At 60.7% G+C, this 23,133-nt stretch carries 5 protein-coding genes; 1 reads left to right on the top strand and 4 read right to left on the bottom strand.

The window, feature by feature from the left end; translation table 11 throughout:
- Positions 1 to 17: 17 nt before the first annotated feature.
- Together AB7783_RS03660 and AB7783_RS03655 are read right to left on the bottom strand one after the other, a co-directional pair.
- Positions 18 to 1,169 (bottom strand): DegT/DnrJ/EryC1/StrS family aminotransferase, encoded by a 1,152-nt coding sequence (locus AB7783_RS03660; protein ID WP_441276865.1) that lies wholly within the window; start codon positions 1,167 to 1,169, stop codon positions 18 to 20.
- Between the two features lie 78 nt (positions 1,170 to 1,247).
- Positions 1,248 to 2,258: a Gfo/Idh/MocA family protein gene (locus tag AB7783_RS03655; protein ID WP_441276864.1), complete on the bottom strand. Its 1,011-nt coding sequence runs from the start codon at positions 2,256 to 2,258 to the stop codon at positions 1,248 to 1,250.
- 370 nt (positions 2,259 to 2,628) lie between these two features.
- Here AB7783_RS03655 and AB7783_RS03650 point away from each other — a divergent pair, with 370 nt between their 5' ends.
- Positions 2,629 to 3,027 carry a hypothetical protein gene (locus AB7783_RS03650; protein ID WP_441279634.1) on the top strand — a complete coding sequence of 133 codons (399 nt, stop codon included), beginning with the start codon at positions 2,629 to 2,631 and terminating at the stop codon, positions 3,025 to 3,027.
- A 121-nt stretch (positions 3,028 to 3,148) separates the two neighbouring features.
- Here AB7783_RS03650 and AB7783_RS03645 read toward each other — a convergent pair whose 3' ends face one another.
- Together AB7783_RS03645 and AB7783_RS03640 are read right to left on the bottom strand one after the other, a co-directional pair.
- A complete protein-coding gene (locus AB7783_RS03645; RefSeq protein ID WP_441276863.1) occupies positions 3,149 to 22,138 on the bottom strand; it encodes a T1SS-143 repeat domain-containing protein in 18,990 nt (6,329 codons plus the stop codon).
- 637 nt (positions 22,139 to 22,775) lie between these two features.
- Positions 22,776 to 23,120 (bottom strand): hypothetical protein, encoded by a 345-nt coding sequence (locus AB7783_RS03640; RefSeq protein WP_089268234.1) that lies wholly within the window; start codon positions 23,118 to 23,120, stop codon positions 22,776 to 22,778.
- Positions 23,121 to 23,133: the final 13 nt, after the last annotated feature.

Here is a 23,133-nt window from a genome sequence, read left to right as displayed (position 1 = left end):
GGTGCAAAATGCTCAACTTAGGTCGCCAGCGCGTCGCGCACAGCCTGGATGACACGATCCTGGGTAGCCTCGTCGAGATAGGCATGCACTGGTAAGCTGATGACATCTGCCGACAGCGCCTCGCAGACCGGCAAGCCGCCATCGACAACCGGATAGTCCCTATAGGCGGTCTGCATATGCATCGACTTCGCGTAATAGATCGCGGTCGGCACGCCCTGCGCCTTCAGCGCATTGGCAAAGGCGTCGCGGTCCGTGCCCTTCGGCAGGCGGATCACGTAGCAGGCCCAGATCGACGTATTGCCTTCGGCGACTCGCGGCACCGTGACGAGATTGCCGAGGCTGCGGGCGTAGCGGTCGGCTACTTTGTTGCGGGCGGCGATTTCGTCGTCGAAGATCTTCAGCTTTTCCAGCAGCACCGCGGCCTGGATGGTGTCGAGGCGGCCGGTGATGCCCAGACGGACATTGTCGTATTTGTCCGAGCCCTGGCCATGGATGCGGATGCTGCGCAGGTCCTCGGCGAGCTGGTCGTCATCGGTGAAGATCGCGCCGCCATCGCCGAAACAGCCGAGCGGCTTGGCCGGGAAAAAGCTGGTGGTGGTGGCCAGCGCCGAGGTGCCGACGCGCTTGCCTTTATAGGTCGCGCCGAAGGCCTGCGCGGCGTCTTCCAGCACAAACAGGCCCTCGGCCTCGGCGATGGCGTTGATCGCATCGAGATTCGCGGGCTGGCCGAACAGATCGACCGGGATGATCGCCCGGGGCTTCAGACCGGCCTTTTTGGCGGTCGCGATGCCACGCTTCACGGACTCAGGGCTGATGTTGAAAGTGACTTCATCGACTTCGACAAATACGGGCGACGCGCCGACCAATGCCACGGCCTCGCCGGTGGCGCAGAAGGTGAAGGACGGGCACAGCACGGCGTCGCCCGGGCCGATCTTTTTAGCCATCAGCACCATCATCAGCGCGTCGGTGCCGCTGGCACAGCTGATCACATGTTTAGCGCCGCAATATTTGGCGAGTTCTGCTTCGAGCTTGGCGACTTCCGGACCATTGATGAACTGGCAGTGATTGAGCACGCGGGTGACCGCCTCGTCGATCGACGCACCCAGCCGCTGACGCTGCGCATTGAGGTCGATGAAGGGAACGGGGTCGATGCGGGTGTGCTGGTTCATGATGCCTGGCCTGCAGAGTGTCGTGTTGAAGTCTGGATATTGGACGCCGGCGTATGCATGCGCCGGGCCGCGCTTGCGTCAGCCAACCACCTTGCGGGGCGCCGGACGTGATGCTGTGGCCGCGCGCTTCTTCGGCGCTTCAAGGCACTGGATCGCGATTTCGAGGGAAGCAACGCCCTCCTCGCCGGTCACCGCCGGCACGCCGCCGGTGCGCACCGCATCGAGAAACGCCATCAATTCGGCGCGCAGCGGCTCGTCCTGCCCGACCGGCAGATGCCGCATCGAATAACTGCCATCGGTCTTAAAGCCGAAACATTCGGTGACCTGACGGGTCAGCAGATCGCCCATCACATATTTTCCGCGCGTCGCGACCGTGACGGTGCGCGCCTTGAACGGCGTCAGCCAGTTGGTGTTGATATGAGCGAGTACGCCGGATGCGGTGCGGAACTGCAGCAGCGCTATGTCTTCGCGCTCGGCGACGGCGGAGGCCAGCTGCGGCTGCACCTCGACGATGTCGCTCTCGGTGAACCAGCGGATCAGGTCGATGTCATGCACGGCGAGATCGATGACAACGCCGACATTGGACATGCGCGGCGGGAACGGGCCGACGCGCGTGATGCCGATCGACAGAATGTCCTCGCCCTCGATCGCCTTCTTGATGGTGGCAACGGCAGGGTTGAAACGCTCGACATGGCCGATCATCAGCGTGACCTTGGCGTTGCGCGCGGCCTCGACGATCTCGCGTCCCTCTTCCACAGTCGACGCAATCGGCTTCTCGACGAGCACGTGAATGCCCTTGGCGATGCAGGCCAGCGCGACTTCGTGATGCAAGTGAGTGGGCGCTGCGATGGTCACGGCATCGACGCCAGCGGTCAGCAGTGCGTCCAGATCGGCAAAGGTCTTGCAGCCGATCAGTTTCTCGGCGCGGGTGCGATGTTCGAGCATGGGATCGACGATGCCGACCATTTCGATGCCCGGCAGCCCGGCCAGCACGCGGCCATGATTGGTGCCCATGACACCTGCGCCCACGACGCCGACACGCAGCGTGCGCACCGCATCCTTCGCTGCGGAAGTTTCTTTCGACACCATTCAACAAACCTCAAAATTCTTAAGAGCCGGCGCGGCGATTCACCATACTGGCGCCGTGGGTTCTCCTAGCATGCCCGCCACAGATGTGGCGATTGCCCCGCGGAGCTACCCAAACACGTTTTGATTCAAAGAATTACACCAAGTCGTGAGACCGGCCAACCGCCCCTCATCAACCCGGCCTACGGGCGCCCGATCCATTGATATGACAGTACTTTTGCTGCATCCTTGGGATGTCGCGCCGCGCTGTTATTACCTGCCAATCGAGAGAAATTCCATGTTTCGCAAGCCGGTTGTCGCGCTGAGTCTCGTCATAAGCACTCTGGCGGGAACCGGTGCCGGAACCGCCGTTTGGGCTCAGACGCCCTTGCCTATGCCGCCTGCCGCGACACCGACTGTCGTCGAACGGACCGCCAAGGGGCCGACCGCGCGCAACTTCCAGGTCGGCGTTTATCTCAACGTCCAGCCCGACTGCACCTCGGGCACCCTGCCCGCCTTGCGCATGGTCACCCCACCTGCGAACGGCACCGTCAGTATCAAGCGCGGCAAGGTGAGCGCTACCAATTACAAGCAGTGCCTCGCGCTCGAAGTACCAGGGTTCATCGCCTTCTATCAATCGAAGGCGGACTTCGTCGGCAGTGACGAAGTGACCATCGAGGTGAAGTATCCGGCCGGGCGCACCGAGGTGCAGCGGATCAGGATCGATGTGGGCGGGAGCGGCGGAGGCGTGGTGCCAGCATTGCCGAAGACGCCGCAGGGGCAGAAGATCTAGGACGCAGGGCTCCGAGCCCCCCCGCAAGAGCCACCCCCCCCGAAACGAAAAGCCCCCGAAGATCGGGGGCTTTCTTTTTCTACTTCGAGAAGACAGCCAGGCCACCGGCCTGGCCGATCTCTTATGCTGTCATCGTGTGGTCGGTGTTCTTGAACACCATGTTCACGATGTCAGCATTGCTGGTGCCGTAGCCAACCAGCGTCGCAACGTCATGGGTGTTGCCGGAGAAATTGCCGGTACCGCTCGTATCGACCTTCACCGACAGGTCGTTACCGTTCTGGGTCAGCTGAACATAGTTGCCGATGTTCGACCCGTTCGCCGCAACGCCCGCGATGCCATCGAGCAAACCGGACAGATCGATCTTGTCGCCCTCCGCATTGCTGAAGTCGAGGATCTTGTCGAGGTTCGCGGCGCCGGTTTCAGCGAACTTGAAGATATCGCCGCCGGATCCACCATACAGCGTATCGTTGCCGATCCCGCCAATGATGGTGTCGTTACCGCCACCGCCATAGATCGTGTCGTTACCTGCGCCGCCATCGAGGTAGTCAGCGAGATCCCTGACCACGTTAACGACGGCCGTAGCACCGCTGGTACCGTTCGCGACGAATGCCGCGCTACCTGACCCGCCGCCGTTTTCGAGCGTGACGGTTACAGTGGCACCGACAGTCCCCAGCAGATAGGCATCGCCTTCCGCATTGCTGCCGGAGCCTAGCTTGTCGATGTCGACGTTCAAGCTGATGCCCATGCCGACGCCGAACTGCTGGCTTAACGGATTGACCGTCATCGACCCCACATTGTCTGGGTTGTCGGTATTGAAATTAAACTCGTTCGCTCCCCCTGTAGCATTCGAGAAGGTTGGGCCCCAGTGACTGTCGCCGTTAAGCCCGCTGCCACCGTTATTGCTGTCGAAGACCGCATTGCCGTCGGTACCGGCCTGCAGATTTATCGTCATCGTATCAACGAAGTCGGTCGCACTTCCCTTAAGGAATTCGAAGCGGAAGTAGTTCGCATTGCTGGCTAGATCCTGGCCCGTCGCCCGAATCTGCACCGTCACGTCGTCCTTGCCACCCACGAGCACATCGTCGCCGCCTCCGCCGATCAGCGTATTCGCTCCGGAATTTCCGGTAAGCGTGTCATCGCCGGCACCGCCGGTGACATTTTCGACGTTCGCGATGCTGGTGAAGCCAGTCGCAACCGCATTTGCCAGATCGACCGTGATCGCCTCGGTCGATGCCGTACCGGCATAGCTGAGCGTATCGCCTGCCGTCCCATGGGCGCCGAGATCGAGCGTAACACTCTCGACATCCTGCACCGTACCGCCGGCGAACTGCGTGATTGTGCCGTTCGACACCACGACGTTGAGCGTATCGCTGCCCGTAGTTCCGGTGATTGCAAGTGTATCAGTACCGGTGCCGCCGTATACACGATCGACCCCATCACCGATGGTGTAGTTGAAGGTATCGTTGCCGGCACCGCCGATCAGCGTGTCATTACCGAGGCCGCCGGTCATGGCGTCGTTGCCGCCCTCACCGACCAGCCAATCATCACCGTCATTGCCATTGATGGTGTCGTTCTCAGCTCCGCCATTGATGTAGTCATTACCGTTGCCGCCGCTCATCGTGTCGGTGCCGGTATTGCCATAAAGAACGTCGTTGCCGTCACTTCCGTTGATGGTGTCGCCGCCGCCATTGCCATCGATGAAGTCGTTGCCACTGTTGGCGTTATGCGTACTTCCGGAGCTTCCGCCAATAAGTGTATCTTCGGATGGTCCGCCGCTTCCGGAACTCCAGCTCGAGGTCGATCCAGCGACCCAGACCTTGATGACCTCGCTCGTAGTGCTCACGCCATCGCTGCCATAGAGCGTGATGTCGTAGACGCCAGTCGGCGTCGCCGTCGTGAAGGTAAGCGTCTTGCCGGACGGATCGAAAGAGAAGCCGGTCGGCAGAGCGCCCGTCGACCACGTCACTGCGCCGTTTTCGGGATCAGCGAACAGCGACGGATAGATCGCGTCGACGTCGATCACCTGGTTCGCGTAAACGCTGTTGGCGCCGGTCACCGCGTAACCACGTCCGACTGCGAGCGGCTCTGCCGCCGCCGCGGGAGCGTCGTTGACGTCAGTCACCGTGATCTGAACGACCTTGGTCGTATCGACAATACCATCCGTCGCATGGACGATGATATCGTACTTGTTGTTTGCGCCGCTATCCGCCGGAGCCTCGAAATTCGGCGCGTTCTTGAATGTCACGGAGCCGGTCGACGACACATTGAATAACGCCGCATCGGTGCCGGTGAGCGAATATGTCAGGACGGCTCCGGCATCGGCATCCGTTGCAACGATCTGATAGGCGGTGGTCGCATTTTCCGGAACGCTAACGGCTGCGGCGGAGGAGATAACCGGCGCGTCGTTGACCGGAGTGACCGTCACCGGGATCGTCAGCACAGACGTGGCGGTGTCGAAGGTCGCCCCCGTCGACAGAGCCGCGTCATCATGCACGGTCACCGTAGCGGTCATCGTGAAGGTGCCGTTGTAGTCCATCGCGGGCGTCATCATCAGCGCCGCAAGCTGTGCGGCTGTGGGACTATCGATAACCCACTTGGTCGCATCCTGGGCATCCACGTGGCCAATGTTGAACGTCGTCCCGACTTTCAAGCCACTCAGCACAACCTGGCTGACATGCTCTGAGCCATCCGTATCGGTGAAAGTGATATTGAGCGGTACTGCCGCAGCAACATCCTCAGTAGCCAGGATGCCGGCTGGCAAAGTGATCACGCGGGCATGAACTTCGCCGTCGGTATTGGCCGATGGGCTCTGGGTCCACACCGTGACGAGCTCACCCGAACTCAACTGCGTGATCAGATTGCCGGCATGTCCGGTGTCATAGTCGCTGGTCGTCTGGTCGATCAGGAACTCGCTACCAGCCTTTACGCCGGATGCGGTGTAGCGCTGACCGTAGATGTTGGAGATACCGTTGTTGATTGACGACCAGGTCACAACGAAACCGCCATCCGCCAGAGCGACGGTATCAGGCACAAGTTGGCTTCCAATGACGGTCGTATTGATAACGAATTTGTTCCCGACCGCACTGCCATTGGCGTCGTAGAGCTGGCCCTTGATGTCGGCTTCCCAATCGGTCTGGGATGACCACACCACGAGGAAACCACCGCCCTTAAGGCCGACCACCGAAGGTGTGTCCTGACTTCCGCCGATACCGGTGGTCTGCGCTGCAACCTGGAATTCGCCTCCAATTTTCACACCTGCGGCATCGTACCGCTGCGCTTGTACCGTGAATGCCCCCGAGCCCGAATTCCAGGCAACGACGAAGCCACCATCACTCAGTGCACCGACGCTGGAACTAAACTGATAGCTGGCGGTATTGCTGTTGACCCGGAACTCGCCTCCAACCTTGGTACCATTGGACGTGTAGATCTGGCCGAACACGTCGCTCGTCCCATCTATCTGGTAAGTATAGTTGTCCCAGGTGACGACGAAGCCGCCCCCGGAAAGCGCCGTAATGGAGCCATTTCCATTAATGTTCAGATTGCTGGTGTTGACCTTAATCTCCGATCCACCAACGCCAGCGCTGTCATAGATGCGGACATATTCGCCGACATAGGGCTTGTCGTACATCACGACGTAGCCACCATTTGCGAGCCCAACAACTTCGGGCGCTGTATACGGGGCGTTCACACCCGTAACGGTTTGAACGATGACTTCGCCGCCAAACGGATTCTTATCAGCGCCGTAGCGCTGCTGAACGATATTGTAGCTGGTGCTTGACGTCTCGGACCGCCAAGTAACAACGAAACCGCCGTTCGATAGCGCGGCAACCGACGGCTCGGATTGATCGTTCGCCGTTGTCGTGTTGACCCGGAACTCATTTCCGGTCGGCACCGGGGTGGTCGAGCTGACCGTGGTCAGACTGTAGCTGTCCACAAGAGGAGCGACATTAACCGTTGCAGTGCTCGGCGTTGTATCTTCAAGACCTGTCGTATCGCGAGCCGTGTAGTCGAAATTCGTCGTTCCGCTCCAGTTCGCATTCGGCTTGAAGTACACTGTCAACGGGCTCGTGCCCGAGATGAGCTGCTCGTCGCTGATGGCGCCAGTACCGTCCGCATTGAGATACAGCGCACCATCCGTCGGCAGGCTCTTGATGCGGAAGCCCGCAAGAGCGCCATCGTCCGTGCCTTTGAGCTGAACAGCGATCAGCGTGTCTTCGTTCCCGGAAGCTGTGACAGCCTGAGTTTCCGGCGCCGCATTATCTGCCGTTCCGGTGATGTTGATCTTCACAGAAGTTGCCGTGCCGTCTGCCGACGTCACCGCGAAGGTCTCGCTATAGACCTGGCCCGCCACGAACTCGTCATGGGCCGAGCTGGCCGTATAGGTCCAGGCGCCGTTGGTGCCGATCGAGAACGTGCCGTAGGTACCCGCCACGTTGCTCTGCGCAACGAAGGTCTGCGGGCTGTCGACATCGATGATCGTCAGCGTCCCGCCAGTGCTGATCGCGGCAGCGGTGTTGCCTTCGGTCAGCGCCACCACCGCAGACGACAGCACAGCCGCATCGTTGGTGCCGGTGATATTGATCTTCACCGAGGTCGCCGTGCCATCTGCCGACGTCACCGCAAAGGTCTCGCTGTAGACCTGACCCGCCACGAACTCGTCGTGGGCCGAGCTCGCCGTGTAGGTCCAGACACCGTTGGTGCCGATCGTGAACGTGCCGTAGGTGCCGGCCACGTTGCTCTGGGCAACAAAGGTCTGCGCACTGTCGACATCGGTGATCGTCAGCGTGCCGCCCGTGCTGATCGCGGCAGCCATATTGCCCTCGGTCAGCGTAACCACCGCAGACGACAGCACAGCCGCGTCGTTGGTGCCGAAGATGTTGATCACCACCGAGGTCGGCGTGCCGTCTGCCGACGTCACCGCGAAGGTATCGGTATAGACCTGGCCAGCCACGAATTCGTTATGGGCCGAGTTCGCCGTGTAGGTCCAGGCGCCGTTGGTGTCGATCGAGAACGCGCCGTAGGTGCCCGCCACGTTGTTCTGGGCAACGAAGGTCTGCGGGCTGTCGACATCGGTGATCGTCAGCGTGCCGCTGGTGCTGATCGCAGCATTGACTTCAGTCAGCGCAACCACGGCAGACGACAGGACAGCCGCGTCGTTCGTGCCGGTCACCGTGACCGTCACCGTCTGGGTTGCCGAGGCGCCATGGTCATCGGTCACAGTCGCGGTGAAGACTTCCGTGACCTGCTGCCCACCGGCCAGACCCTGGACTCCCGGCAGGCTGTTGTTCAGCGTGTAGGTCCACTTGCCGGTCGCATCGATCGCGATCGTGCCATAGGCCGGCGTACCGGACATCGTCCAACTCTGCGTCGCATCATTGTCGATATCGGTGGCGGTCAACTGGCCGCTAACGGCATTGACCGGGGCGTCTTCCACGACCGTTCCCTTGGCATCGCTCGCGACGGACGTGATGACCGGCGCATCGTTGGTGCCGATGATGGTGATATAGCCCGTTGCCGCGGCCAGCGCGCCATGACCGTCGTCGATCACATATGTGAATTCGTCGGTATGGGTTTGCCCGACGGCAAGCTGCTGAAGAATTCCGACAGACCTCGGATCATAGGCGATCATGCCGGTGGCTTCATCCAGCGTCAGCGTAGCACCGGTGCTGGTTACGCCAAGATAGTGGATCTTGAGCGTGTCGCCCTCGGGATCCGTATCATTGCCGAGCAACAGGCTGGTCGAGAAGGTCGTGACGACATTCTGGTCGACGCCCGCGCCAAAGAGATGGTCGTCATTTGCAACAGGCGCATCATTGGCGCCGTTGATCGTGACCGTCACAATCTGCGGGGTGCCATCCACCGTTTGGATGGTGAAGGTATCGGTGAGATGCTGACCGACTTGCAGCGCATTCACCGTCGTATTCGAGTCGTTGACGGTATAGGTCCAGTGCCCAGTCGCATCGATCGTGTACTTGCCATAGTCACTGGCCGTCGCAATCGCCGTAGCGACGACGGTCCAGGCATCTGCAGGGTTATCGATATCGGTCGAGTTGAGATCGCCCGACGCCGAAGTTCCCGCGGAGAGGTAGCCAGGCTCGACGGCCGTACCGGAGATCGCCCCCGTGATGACCGCAGAGTCATTCACCGGGGTAACGTCGATATGAACGGTGTCGGTATCAGTCAGGAAGCCGCCGGATCCGGTATGGCCCAAATCAGAAGTGGTGACTGTCAGGTCGACTCCACCGTTATGGTTGAGCGCATCCTGGTAGACGACGCCGTTGGCCAGGGCCAGTGCGGCGTTGATATCGGCCTGGCTACCCGTGAGCGTGACCGTAGCCGAGCCATTGCCGGCGATGGTGACACCTGAACCACCCAGCACCGTGAGCATACCGCTGGTGACCGACAGGGTCGTCGTCACCGACGACGTACCAGCATCGCTATCGCTGATCGACAGGCCGGTGATCGCAAGCGGGGTATCCTCCGCAACCGTGAGCGTACCGGCTGGCAAGGTGTTGACCGGCGCGTCGTTCACGCCCTCCACCGTGAAGGTGAAGGTGCCCGGGACCGGCGTCGAGCCGTCCTGGTTGCCATCCTCAACAGTGACCTGGAAGGTCGTCGTCGAATCTTCCGAGCCGTCATGGGTGAACTTGATCAGGCCGGCGGCAAGCTCGGCGGCCGTGAATGACGTCGCCGGAGCGCCGCCATTCGTGATGGTGCCGTGCTGGACGTTCGATACGTGGAAGACGACCTCGGAGGCGGTGTTGTCCGGATCGGTGTAGCCGAGTTCGGCGGCCGTGAGGGTATGGATGCCGCCTTCGGTGACGGTTGCCGCAAGCGGACCCGCCAGCGACGGCGCATCGTTCATCGGCAGCACATGCACCGTTGCCGTGTGCGTGATGCTGTTATCCAGACCGTCATTGACAACCACGGTCACAGTGCGGTCGCCCGTGCTCGGGGCGTCGCCGGTGTACTGATAGACAACACCGCGCATGATGGTCTGGTAGACGGCGTTGGACGCATCGCCGGTCACTGTGAGAACGCCGGTGGTCGCGTCATAGCCATAGGTAAGGCCGGCCGTCGTCAGAGCGTTCGTCGCACTCGTATTGAACGAAAGGCCCTCGACACCGAGCCCATCCGGCTGCGTTGTCAACGTGACCTTCATCGAATGCATCGTCGTGGAATCGACGTCGGTAATAGTTGCGCTGCTCAAGATCCACTGCGGCAACGACTCGACGGCGGTGACAGCGATGTCATTGCCTGCCGGCGCAGCACCGTTCAGATCGACGACCGGCGCGTCATTGGTGCCATGGATCTTGATCTCGACCACATGAGTGTCCATGCCGCCGTGACCGTCCGAGACCTGGATCGTATAGCTGAGGACGGATTCCCAGCCATTGGGCAAGAAATCGAAGGCCTGGCCCTGCGAATTGAAGGTCCATGCAAGATCGCCGGCGGCGCTGCCAGCCGGGGTCACGTCACCGGTTGCAACCGTCATGAAGGCCAGCAATTGCGCATTGGTGAAGTGCGATTCAATTCCAGAGCCCGATGCTGTCACCGACAACACGTTCGCGGTGACCGTGTCGGAGAGATCGACGTCCGTCACGCTCAGTGTACCGTTGGCGGTCAGCCCGGCATTGGTTTCGGTCAGGAACACATGATCGCTGTCGCCGCCGTCAATCGAGATCACCGGCTTGTCGTTGCTGCCGACCAACGTGACCGTGATGTCGCGATAGGCCGACGAACCGTGCCCGTCGCTGACGAGGATGCGGAAGACCTCTTGCTTGGTCTCTCCAGCGCCGAGGAAATTCAGCTGTGCATCGGTGACGTGATACTGCCAATCGACGAAGCCATTGCCGTCATTCAACGTCTCTTCCGCGACCACTGCAGTCACGTATCCGATATAGCCCGTGCCCTGAGGCGTCACGGTCAGCGTATGGGTGTCGCCCTGGTCATCGTAGATCCAGAAGCCGCCGCCATTGTAGCCGCCGCCCCATGAGCTGTCGGTGAAGCGCGTGCGATCTGCCGTTGATCCCGCCTGCGGATCGGTCTCCACATACTCGGTCATCGTGCCGGCATCGGGGAAGCCCTCCGACGTCGTCACGGCGTCATTGGTGCCGTGAATCGTGAACTGATAGACTCCGGACTTGCTGTCGCCATCCGAGTCCGTGACCGTGAATGGCACCGACAGGGTTGCGATCTCACCTTCGCTCAGGCCGTTGAAGCCCCAGCCCGGATTGACCGTCACCTTGCCCGTGACCGGATCGTAGGAGATCGACGGCACGCCGAGCGTGGTACCGGTCGGCGTGGAAATGGTGGCGTGTGCAGTGTCGAATGCCACAGAGCCCGGGCCATCGGCACCGAAGCGGTAGTTGGTCCCGCTGACCAGCGACACGACGGACGAGCCATCCTCGCCGATATCCGCGTGGAAGAGCGGCAGCGACGTCGACGACGCCTGAACCAGGCTGACATTCGCCAGATAGGTGCCGGTATTGTCCGCGGCGTTGCCGACCTCCTTGAAGGTGACGGCGTTCGCACCACCGGCCGCAATGAGGTCGAGCGTCTGGATGGCCATGGTCGAGCCCGGCGCATAGGTGCCAACGAGCTGCCCGTTCCAATAGACCTGGAGTCCCGAGGACGACGGATCGTACGTGCCGATCTCGAAGCTCAGCGTATAGTGCTGGCCGGCCGTCAGACCGTTGAGGGTCTGGGAGACTGCGATGTTGCCCGGCGACGCACCGAGGTCAACCATCGGTTCGCCATTCGACGTCACAACCCCGAAATAGCCGCTTGGGACGCGCTCGAGCTGAACACCGGTCTGGCCGGCTTCCGTACCGGTGATCTTCCAACCGGTAGCGCCCGTCGCCCAATCACCGTACGAGGCGTCATGCCAGGAGCTGCCGTCCGAGAAATCGCCGTTGGTGAGCAGGTTGGCCTGCGTCGCGTTGCCGATGATCACCGGCACGTCATCGCCGACAACGACGCGCAGATAGCTCTCCACATAGTCGCCGTCACCATCGGTGACGCGATAGCTAAGATTGAATCCTTCACCGAGTTCGCCGGCGCCATTCGGATGATGGATGGCCGCGAACTGCTCCACCTGATATTCGCCGGTGGTCGGATTGAGAGTGACCGTGAAGACCTTCACGTTCACGTTGTTCTGCAGTTGATAGACCTCAAAAACGTTGCCGTTGATAACGCTGGTATATCCACCGGTCGGCAGCGTCGCGCTGACCCACGACAGATGACCGTTGCTGTCCGCACCGAAGTTGTGGCTCAACGTACCCGACGCCGTTGCCGTATCGCCGGGCTCAGGATTGCCGTTGATCAGCGCATCGTCCTGTACGCCTGCGCGCTGAACTGTCGTCGCCGGAATGGTCGGGACCGAATCCGTCACGTTGATGTGGATCGCCTGATCCACATAGTCGCCGTCCCCGTCGGTCGCGCGCACCGTGAAGCCGAGATCGAGCGTGTTCGAATTCGCCGCGTGATCGAGGTTCTGGAACAGCGTGAAGATATAGGTCGGGTTCGAGGGCGAGCTGAGCGCCACGATGAAGACCGGATTGTCGACCGTGTCACCATGCTTGAAGGCGACGAGCTGCTTCTCGCCATACTGGGTGGTCCGCAGCACGTAGTCGAGCGCCACGCCGTCCGATGTCAGACCGGCCGGATGCACAGGCTGGCCATTGCTGTCGGTCGCAAAGTCGAGATGCGCGCCGACCTTGTCACCGCCGATCGTGATCTTCAGGCTGCCATAGGCCACCTGCGCCAGGGGCGTGATGGTCTCGTCGACTGTCACAGTCGCCGCAGCACCAGCCAGGACGGGAGCATCGTCGGTCACGGTCACGATGAGCTGATCGTGCAATGCAACGGTATCGCCGTCGCCATCGCGAACGGTAACCGCCGAAGAAAGATCGAGCGCAAGCGTATCTGTTCCGCCGGTAACGGCGATGTCCTGATGACCCGAATTTACCGTCGTCTGCCCGTTCGGGGCACCCGGTCCGGTCAACTCGAAGTGCACGTTGGGCGGCGTCGAGATTTGTCCAACGTTGATAAAGATCGTCGTGTTCGCAGCGATCGACAGCGGATAATCGGTGCCGCCGGACGTGTTATCCAGGACCCAGTTAACCGCCGTGTTTCCGCTGTTCGTGACGCTGATGATGACATCGCCGTCTGGCAGGCGGCCTTCAAAAGCACGAGGATTGCCGTTGATCGCCGCAACCGCATAGATTTCGCCCGGCTGGTCGATCGCTGCGACCGGAATCGAGGCATTGTCGATCACGTAATTCGCAACGTGATCAATTTGCCCCTTGAGCGTGAACGTATAAGCGCCGGTCGAGGCATTGACCGCGAAGGTGAATATCTGGTTCGAACCAGCCCAAGCGATGAGCGTGTTTCCGACGACCGTATAGGTCAGCGCAACACCGCCCGAAGTCAGTGAAGTCAGTGACGCCGACAGGCCCATGGTCTCCACCACAAAGGTACCGGGCGAATCCGCTCCCATTGAAACCAGTGACGACAGATTCCCGACGAGGATCGAATCGTCGGTACCTGCATCACCATTCTTGTTATCGGCGTTTCCGGCCTGCGTGCCGGTCGACAGATCGCCGGTAGCGGTGCTCAGTTCGCTTTCATAGACCGCTCCCGTAAGCACGGCAGCAGTCGCGGTCGGAGCGTCGTCATCGACGGTGACCGTGAAGTGTCCGTTCGCCTTGTCACCGTCGCCGTCCTTGGCAGTGAAGTTAAAGGTAAAGGTGAGATCGTCCTCCTGGCCCGCGATCGGATGATCGAGGTTTGCGTTCTGCGTGAAGGTGTAGGCACCGTTCGCCGAGGCGCTCGACAGAACGGCCGAGAACACCACACGGGCATCGCTGAGCGACGTCGGCGCGGTGGCGCCGGTGTAACCGATCAACGTCACGGCATCGATCATCGCATAGTGAACAGCCGCGCCATTCGACGTCAGCGAAGCGGTAACGTCGTTGCCATTGGCATCCTTGACAACGAGGTTGGCGAGTCCGTTCGAATGGTCGGTGAAGGTGACGGCGGCATCGACCACGATCGGGCCGCTGCTCGTATTCTGCGTGACGACCAAGTTGTCGGCCATCACGTAACCGTTGAAGCCATTACCAGTATAGATCTCGAGCCTGTCGATCAGAACATTCGCGAATGGTGTACCCGCGGCATTGAAATGCGTGGGCGTGCCCGACACAAGCGATGCGACATTGGCCACGCTCAGCGTATAGGTCGCGACGAGATTGTTGTTGGAATCGTAGCCCTTCAGAATGACGGTCGGTGTCGTTTGAGCACCCGACAGTCCCAGGTCGATCCCGTCCAGCTTGAACGGCAAGCTGTCATTGGCATTGATGATAATCGGATTGTTGATGCCGCCGAACACGATCCCCGAGGCAGATGGATGATTGACCGTGCCCTGGGTGACGATCAGATCGGCAGTCAGGTTGCTGTTGCCGCTGAACGTAAATGTCTGCGTCGACGTACCGCCCGTAACGGTCGCCGCCTTGCCGTCGGCGCCGAACGCAATCGCTAGGGAGCCGGACGTGGTGCGCGTGCCATTGTCGCCCTGGGCAATCGTCAGATCGCCCGGATAACCGTCGTCCTTGTTGCCGCCGGCCAGATTGCCTTCGTCGACGAAGCCCGCCACGGCGGTCCCGAGGACGACGGTGTCATCGTTGACATTGACGGTCAGCGAGCCGGTCGCCGTATCACCATCGCCGTCGGTGACAGTGATGTTGAAGGTCAGCGCCTTGTTCTCTTCCGTCGTGCTGCTGACTGCGTGGACGATCGGTGCGTTGACGGTGAAGCTATAGGATCCGTCGGCATTGATCACCAGAACGGCTGCGGAGCCGTAATGCGCGCTGGTTGCTGTCCAGGTCGTGGCGCTATTGGGGCCCACCACCGGCGAGCCCCAGGTCGCAGTCTCGGTCTGCGCGAAGCCATTGGCGTCCTTGTAGATGACGCCGAAGGTTGCCGACGTCATCGCAACGGATTTCACGCCGTCTGCACCGGCAGTGAACAGGCTGCCGGCAGCGCCGGAGACCGTCTTGACGTCGGGGCTCACATCGCCCGACACATTTGCGGTGTTGGCCGGGAACAGCGACTGCGCTTCGTCGTCAAGCGTCGTCGCGGCCGTCACGATGCCCTTCGACACCGGTGTGTCGTCATTGACGTTGACCGTCAGCGAGCCGGTGGCGGTGTCGCCATCGCCGTCGGTGACCGTGAAGTTGAAGGTCAGCGCCTTGTTGTCTTCCGCAGTTCCGGGCGTTGCATGTGCGATCGGCGCGTTCACGGTCAGCGTGTACGAACCGTTCGCACCAATGACCAGAACAGCGGCAGAGCCGTAGTGGGTGCTGGTCGCCGTCCAGGTGGTGGCGCCATTGGCGCCCACCACGGGCGAGCCCCAGGTCGCGGTCTCGGTCAGAGCGAAGCCGTTGGCATCCTTGTAGACGACGCTGAAGGTCGCGGATGTCATTGCAACCGATTTGAAGCCATCAGCACCGGCGGTGAACAGGCTGCCGGCGGCTCCCGACGTGGTGTTGGTGTCCGGGCTCACATCGCCAGACCCACCTCCGGCATTGGTCGGCGTGAAGACGGTCTGCGCTTCGTCATCAAGCGTCGTCGCGGCCGTCACGGTGCCCTGGGATACCGGGGTATCGTCATTGACGTTAACCGTCAGCGATCCGGTGGCTGGATCGTTATCGCCGTCGGTCACGGTGTAGTTGAAGGTCAGCGACAGGTTTTCTTCATTAGCTCCGGCCGTTGGATGCACCAATGGCTTGGAGGTTGTGAAGGTGTAAGAGCCGTTTGCACCGATCGCCAATGTTGCCACGGTGGCGCCACTGACGGCACCGATCGCGGTCCAGGTGGTCACGCCACCCGATACACTTGCCGATCCCCACGTGACGGATTCCTGGTGAGCAACGCCGTTGGCATCCTTGTAAATCGCACTGAATGCCGTCGTCGTCCCAAGCGTCACGCTCTTGAACCCGTCCGCGCCGGCCGAGAACAGCGCACCGGCTGCGCCCGTTGCCGAGGTGGCATTGGTGACATCGCCGGCGCCGCCCGCGTTGCCGCCAGCAAACGCATCGTCGTCCAGCACCGTCGCCGCGGTGACCGCTCCCGTCGCAACTGGCGAATCGTCATTGACCGTGACGGTGAATGTCGATGCCGCTGTGACATCGCCATCGGCGTCCGTGGCCTGATAGCCGAAGCTGAGGGTGATATCGTTCTCGTTGTTACCTGCCGGGTGATCGAGATGCTTCAGCAGGTTGAAGGTATAGTTGCCCGAGGATAGATCGCTGAGCGAGACCGTGAACACCTGGCTGCCGGCCGATGGCGGCGTCGAGCCATTCACCGGGTTGCTGCCGGTGTAGCCATAAACCGTATTACCGACGACCCACAGTTTGACCTGCGCCCCATCGACGGTCAGAGGGCCGACATTGGACATCGCATTCTGGCCATCGCTGATGCCAGAGAACGCAACCGAGCGATCGGCCGCCCCGGAATTGTTGTTGTCAGCTCCCCAGGAGATAGCAAGCGATCCCATCGCTGACGTTGCGGCACCGGCGAGATCTCCGGTGGCAGGCTGCGTGTTGCCGCCCGTCAGACCGTCCTCATCGACCGAAACCGCCTGCGCCGTTCCGATAGACGGCCGGCCGTTATCATCGCTGATCGTAACCGTGAAGCTGCTGCTGTCGGTGTCACCGTCCGCATCCGTGGCGACGAAGCCAAGCTGCAGCGACAGTGCACTGCCCTGGCCAGATCCGACGTGATCCAGATTATCCAGCAGCTCGAAGGTGTAGGTGCCGTTGCCCGTATCGGACAGCGTGATGTGGAACACCTTGCGATCGTTGATCGTCAGCGAGCCGCCGTTGTCGTTGGCCATGCCCCAGATCTCCGTATCGGAGATCCGCAGGAACTGCACGGTCACACCGTCTGACTTGAGCACGGGACTTCCGGAGCCCGTGGTGTGCACGCTGTCGCCGGAGTCGATGGATGACGAGAACGCGACCGAACGGTTTGCAGTGCCGCTGTTGTTGTCGTCCGCGCCCCAATTGATGTTCAGCGACTTGTTCAACGCAGTCTGGGGCACGAATTCCTCGCCCCCGCCCACAATGGTCGTATCTTCGGTCAACGTCGAAGCAATCGGTGCGCCGATTTCCGGCACGTCGTCGCGGATCGTCACGGTAAAGTTGCTGCTGCTGGTATCGCCGTCACCGTCAGTCGCGGTGTAGCTGAAGGTCAGGTTAACCAGATTGGTGCCGCTGCCGGTAGGATGATCGAGGTTACCGAGCAGCTTGAAGGTGTAGGAGCCATCATTGGCATCGCTGAGCGTCACTTCGAAAATGCGCGTGCCGCTTGCCAGGTTGGCGCCGATATAGCCGACCAGCTTCTGACCGTCGAATGCGTATTGAACCGTCTGGCCATCCGAGCGGAGCGTCAGGTTCTGGCCATTGCTGTTCTCTGCATCGACGTTGTCCGCCGCCGAGTTGAAGCGGAAGCCCACAGTGCGATCGCCGAGCCCGCCTCCGGCGGACGGATTCGCGTCATCCGCGCCCCAGGAGATGTTGAGATCACCGGTAGTGGTCAGACCGGGCGCATTCGGCGATGTGCCATTCGAGAGATCATTTTCATTGATGGTCCGGCCATCGCCGGTATGTGCCTCAGGCGCGTCATCCACGACGGAGACCACGAAATCGGCCGTCGCGGAGTCGCCGTCGGAATCGGTGGCCTTGATGCCAAAAGATAGAGTCCGGCTGTCATCATTCTGCCCCGACGCAGCGTGATCGATATTGTCAAACAGCGTGAATTTGTAGCTGCCATCACCACTATCGGACAGTTCGACGGTGAACACTGTGCGGACGCCAGCCTTCGCAGTCAGCACAGTTCCGTCCGCCGAGATCGAATAGACGATCGCGGTACCGTCGGACGTCAGACCCGTGGCGCCCGCTGCGGTCGTGAAAACGACCGAACGGTTGTTTGTTGCGCCCGAATTATTGTTATCTGCACCCCAGTTGATGTTGAGATCACCGAGCTGAACGGTCGAGTTCGGCGCGTCCGGGAATGTCGTGTCATAGAACGTGGTCGGCAGACTGTCCTCACGAACGGATTCGGACTCCGCGTTACCGATGGTCGGCACATCATCCTTGACCGTAACGCTGAATACGCTGCTGCTCTTGTCGCCGTCCGAGTCGGTGGCCGTATAGTCGAACGTAAAGGTCAGTGTGTTCTGACCATCGGCGGTCGGATGATCGACATGTCCGAGCAGCGTGAACGTGTACGAGCCGGTGTTGTCATCGTCGAGAGAGACGACGAACACACGGTTGAACAACGGGTTGTTGCCGGCATAGGCGACGAGATCCCCGCCAATAATAGCATAGTGGACGGTGGCTCCGTCGGATGTCAGGCTCACCGGATTATTATTGGCATCGCGCACCACGACATTGTCCGCAGCCGTCGTGTGCTCGAACGACACCGAACGGTTGGCAGTATTCCCACCATCGTGATCGTCAGAGTTCCAGTCGATGTTCAGCCGGCCGCCGACCTGCAGGTCGAAGATGTTCGGCGATGTCCCACTCAAGAGATCGTCCTCGTCCACGCCGCGCGTGTCTCCCACGCCTGCCACCGGCACGTCGTCGGTCACATGGACGGTGAAGCTGGCTGGCGCCGTCGTGTCGCCGTCGCTGTCGGTCGCCGTGAAGCCGAAGGTGAGCGCCAGGTCGTTCTTGGCGTTGCCTGAGGCATGATCGAGATTGTCGAGAAGCTTGAACGCATAGGTGCCGTTGGCCGTATCGGATAGCTGAACGGTGAAGACCGTCGTTCCACCTGCCTTGGCCGTCAGCAACTGCCCATTGTCCGAGAAGCTGTAGGTCAGCGCCGTCCCGTTCGATGTCAGATGCAGCGCGTTCAGGCTCGTCAGCGTCGCGGCGGTGAAGACCACCGAACGATCGCTCGTCCCTGGTCCTGACACCTGGTTGTTGTCATCCGAATTCCAATCCACCGCGAGTGAGCCGGTTGCGGTCGCGGAAATGAATGCGTTCGACGACGACGGACTGGTGCTCTCGACGAGAGTCAGGGCATCCGGGGTACCGATGCTCGGCGAGTCGTCGGTGACATTGACCGTAAAGGATGCAGGCGGCGTGGTATCGCCGTCACTATCAGTCGCCGTGAACGAGAATGTCAGCGGCAGGCTGGCGCCATTCGCGCCGGCGTGGTCCAGGTTGTCGAGCAGATTGAACGTGTAGGCACCGTTGCCGGTATCCGAGAGCTGCACAGTGAACACCGTGCGTGCGCCCGCTGTCGCTGTCAGCAACATGCCGTTGTCGGACAGCGTGTAGATGATCGTCTGGCCGTTGGAGGTCAGACCCGACGGCGCCGCGCTGGTGGTGAAGGCGACGCTGCGATCATTCGTGCCGCCGGCGTTGGCATCATCGGAATTCCAGTCAACATTCAGCGAGATGCCGTTCAAGGCCTTCGCGATAAATGCGTTGGAGCTCTCGGCTGATGTACTCTCGACCAGGGTTTCGCCAGCAACGGCGCCGGTCGTCGGCACGTCGTCGTTGATGTTGACACTAAATGACGAACCAACCGGGTCGCCATCGGCATCCGTCGCCGTGAAGTTGAAGCCGAGCGCGATCGACGCACCGTTGGCTCCGACGTGGTCCAGGTTATCCAGCAGGGTGAAGGTGTACGTGCCGCTATCGACGTCAGACAGCTTCACGGTGAAAACGACGCGTTCACCCGCCGAGGCAGTCAACAGCGTTCCGTTTTCCGACAGCACATAGGTGATGGCCTCACCATTCGAGGTGAGCCCGGAAGGCGCTGCGGCGGTCGTGAAAGCGACCTTGCGGTCGATCGACGCGCCGTTGTTGTTCACGTCGTCGGCGCCCCAATTGATATTGAGCGAAACATTATCGAGCGAAGTCGACACAAAGCCGTTCGTCGCACCGCTCTGCGTCTGCTCGGACAGCGTCTGGCTCTCGATTCCACCTGCCGTCGGCACATCGTCGGTGATGTTGACCATGAAATTCGCTGGAACCGTCGAGTCGCCATCGCTGTCGGTCGCAATGAAGCCAAATGTCAGCGCCTGGCTGCCTTCGGAGCTGCCCCGATGGTCCAGATTGTCCAGCAAGGTGAAGTCGTAGCTGCCATTTCCGCTGTCGGACAACTGCACGGTAAAGATGGTGCGCGCGCTATGGCCTTCGCTGGCCGCAGTCGTCGCCGTCAACAACGTGCCATCCGTGGAGATCGTGTAGATGATCGTCGCACCGTCGGAGGTCAGGCCTAGGTTCTCGAGAGCGGTTTGCGTCGCAGCGGTGAATGTGACCGAGCGATCATGCGCGCCGCCCACGGCCGTCGGATTCTGATTGTCCGAACGCCAATCGATGTGCAGCGATACGGCGCCCGTGTCCTTCGGCGTAAATGAACCGCCGACAACCAGCAAGGAGAGCATGTCCCCGCCGCCTTCGCTCGGCGGCGTTTCGCCGTTGCCTTCGCTCAGTGTGCTTGCGTCGGCCGGACCGGTCACAACCGGCACCGTATCCGCGATCACCGCATGCAGCGTGCCGTTTACCGTATCGCCATCGCTGTCTGTCGCAGTGAAGTTGAAGGCCAGATCGATGTTCTGGAACGTGGCTGAACCATTATCGTGATCCAGCGAACGATACTGGGTGACGACATAGCTGCCGCTATTGCTGGCGTCGGACAGGGTCACGACGAAGACGACGTTGTTGGCAATTCCACCTTCGCCACCCTCGCCTTCACCGCTCGGCGTGCCGCTCTGCTGCAGGTCGGCGAGGCTGGTCGGCGCGGTCGCGCCTGTATAGGCAACCAGCACAGTGCCGTTTTCGAGCAGCACGTAGTGGACGGTCTCGCCATGCGACGTCAGCGTACCGATGGCCGTTGCGCCGTCGCCGGTGGCCGTCACCTGCGTGTTGGCAAACACGACCGAGCGGTCGCCCATTGCGCCGGTGGTCGCGGATACGCCGCCATCGACATGATCGTTGTAGCGATCGGCACCCCAGGAGATTCCCAGCGAGCCCGTCTGCGTCGCCGGATTGCCGGACAGCGGATCCGTCAGCTCGGCATCGGCAGGCGTGCCGATCACTGGCGTATCGTCGTTGATGCCGATCGGAATCGTGACGGCCACAGTGTCGCCACTACCATCCGTCGCGATCACGTTGATCGAGAGATTGATCGTGTCTTCGGTACCGCCGATCGGATGATCGAGCGGACGCAACAGCGTGAAGGTATAGTTGCCCTGCAGCGATGAAGCATCCAGGGACACCGTGAAGACCTGATTGGCGGCGACATTGAAATCGCCACCGACATAGCCGATCAGCACGGGCTGGCCGTTCACGGTGGTGAAAGCGAGCTGAACGGTCTGACCATCCGAGGTCAGGCCGGCGAGCGTCGGCTGATTGAGCGAGAACGCGAAGCTGCGATTCGAACCATCGGTACCGAAATCGACATTGAGCGAACCGGTCACGGACGTCGCGGTGCCGCCCGTGTCACCGGTGCCGCCGAGATTACCTTCCGCAAAACCGTCTTCGTTCAGCGTCACCGCCGTCACGCCGCCGGGAATCGGCGACGGGTTAGGCGTTCCATCGTCGAGATTGTCGAAGCCGCCGCCAGTGTCTTCGCCCGTCAGCAGCGCGAGACGCGCGCCCGAAGCACCGAGCGCGCCAACGGTCGCATCACCGAAATTCGCGCCGCCCGTCGGGCCCGTTGCACCGCCGGCTGCGGGCAGAACGGACTGATCGGTGGTGATCGGAAATGTTTGCGCGAACTGCTCGCCTGTCAGCGTGCGATCGGAGCCCATGTCGAATGCGAGATCGGTGAGCGGCTTGCCCATCGAGTCGAACACCGGATCGACAGTCACCGTCGACTGATTGTCGAACAGGATGATCAGCTTTTCACCAACCTTGACGAAGGTCAGCTTCTCGCTCGCGATATCAGCAAAATCGAGCTTGGTGTTCCCGTCGAGATGGACCGAAATGGCCTGCCCATTTTGCGGCTTCTCGAGCTTCAGGTTCTTCGGAGACGGCGGGGTCTGCGTGGTGGAACCGGCGAGCTGCGCGAGCAATACGGGAGCGTTCATGACTACAACCTCAAGCTGATCGGACCGAAAAACGTCCAAGTCCTGCGAGGGTTAAAATATTCTTAAGAACGCAGAGACGTCAATGAATACCTGTAAAATTTGAAGCGTTTTCGTTGCATTGGTTAAGTTCAAAAATGAAACAGCGTATTAATAAAGATGAACCATTCGACAGTAATACTTCATTTAGACAGTCTATTTTTGGGAATGCCCGGAAAAATCCACAAATTGCGGCGTATCTATTGTAAAAATAAGGAAGTATTCGAAAAAACGACTTATTTTATACTTTGTAAGATGACTTCTCATATCGCACTGAACAACGAAATCAGCTCACAACCACAGGCACCACCGCCAATATTGGACGGGCGCCTGAATTTGCTTTCGCGAGCCGATATCGACAGCGGCGCGAACCGCCGCGTGGTGATCGCCCTTCGCGAGTAAATTTCGAAATGGGACAGTTGCTTAAAGCGCATTCGTGTCACGGCCAGATGGCAGGGTCGCCATTTGCAGTGCGCATTCCGCGAATCTCTGGGATCGCGGACTTGTTCTCCGGACACAGACGTGAGTCAGCAAGCTGCGCAGATGCGCAACTCGCTATCGCAGGACTGCTATCGCAGGAGATAATTGATAGGATAAAAGTCTAGATGCGGGTAACGACGCACGCGACCGGGCTATACTTGGCCCTATACAGAAGCGCGTGCTCGCGAATGCCATCCAGCCATACGCCACGGCCAGCATAGCGATATCCCTCACCCATCGGGATCAGGCGAACAGGCATTGCACGGTGCGGGGTCAGGTACAGATGGCCGGTGACAATATCACCGGGAAAGGTCACACGGCCGGAGGTCAGCTTGTAGACCGCCCCATTCTGACAATCGACGGAGAAGGCAGCGCCTGGAAGCAGGCCTTCGGCATGCGAGACAGTTGCACCGGAAGCCATTCCGGCCGCCACCAACAAACCCAACAGCGTGTGCTTGAAGCGCATCTCAATCCCCTCG

Origin of the sequence: Tardiphaga sp. 172_B4_N1_3, assembly GCF_052076035.1 — a bacterium.
Lineage (GTDB): Bacteria > Pseudomonadota > Alphaproteobacteria > Rhizobiales > Xanthobacteraceae > Tardiphaga > Tardiphaga robiniae.
This window is presented reverse-complemented; position numbering and strand designations above follow the sequence as displayed.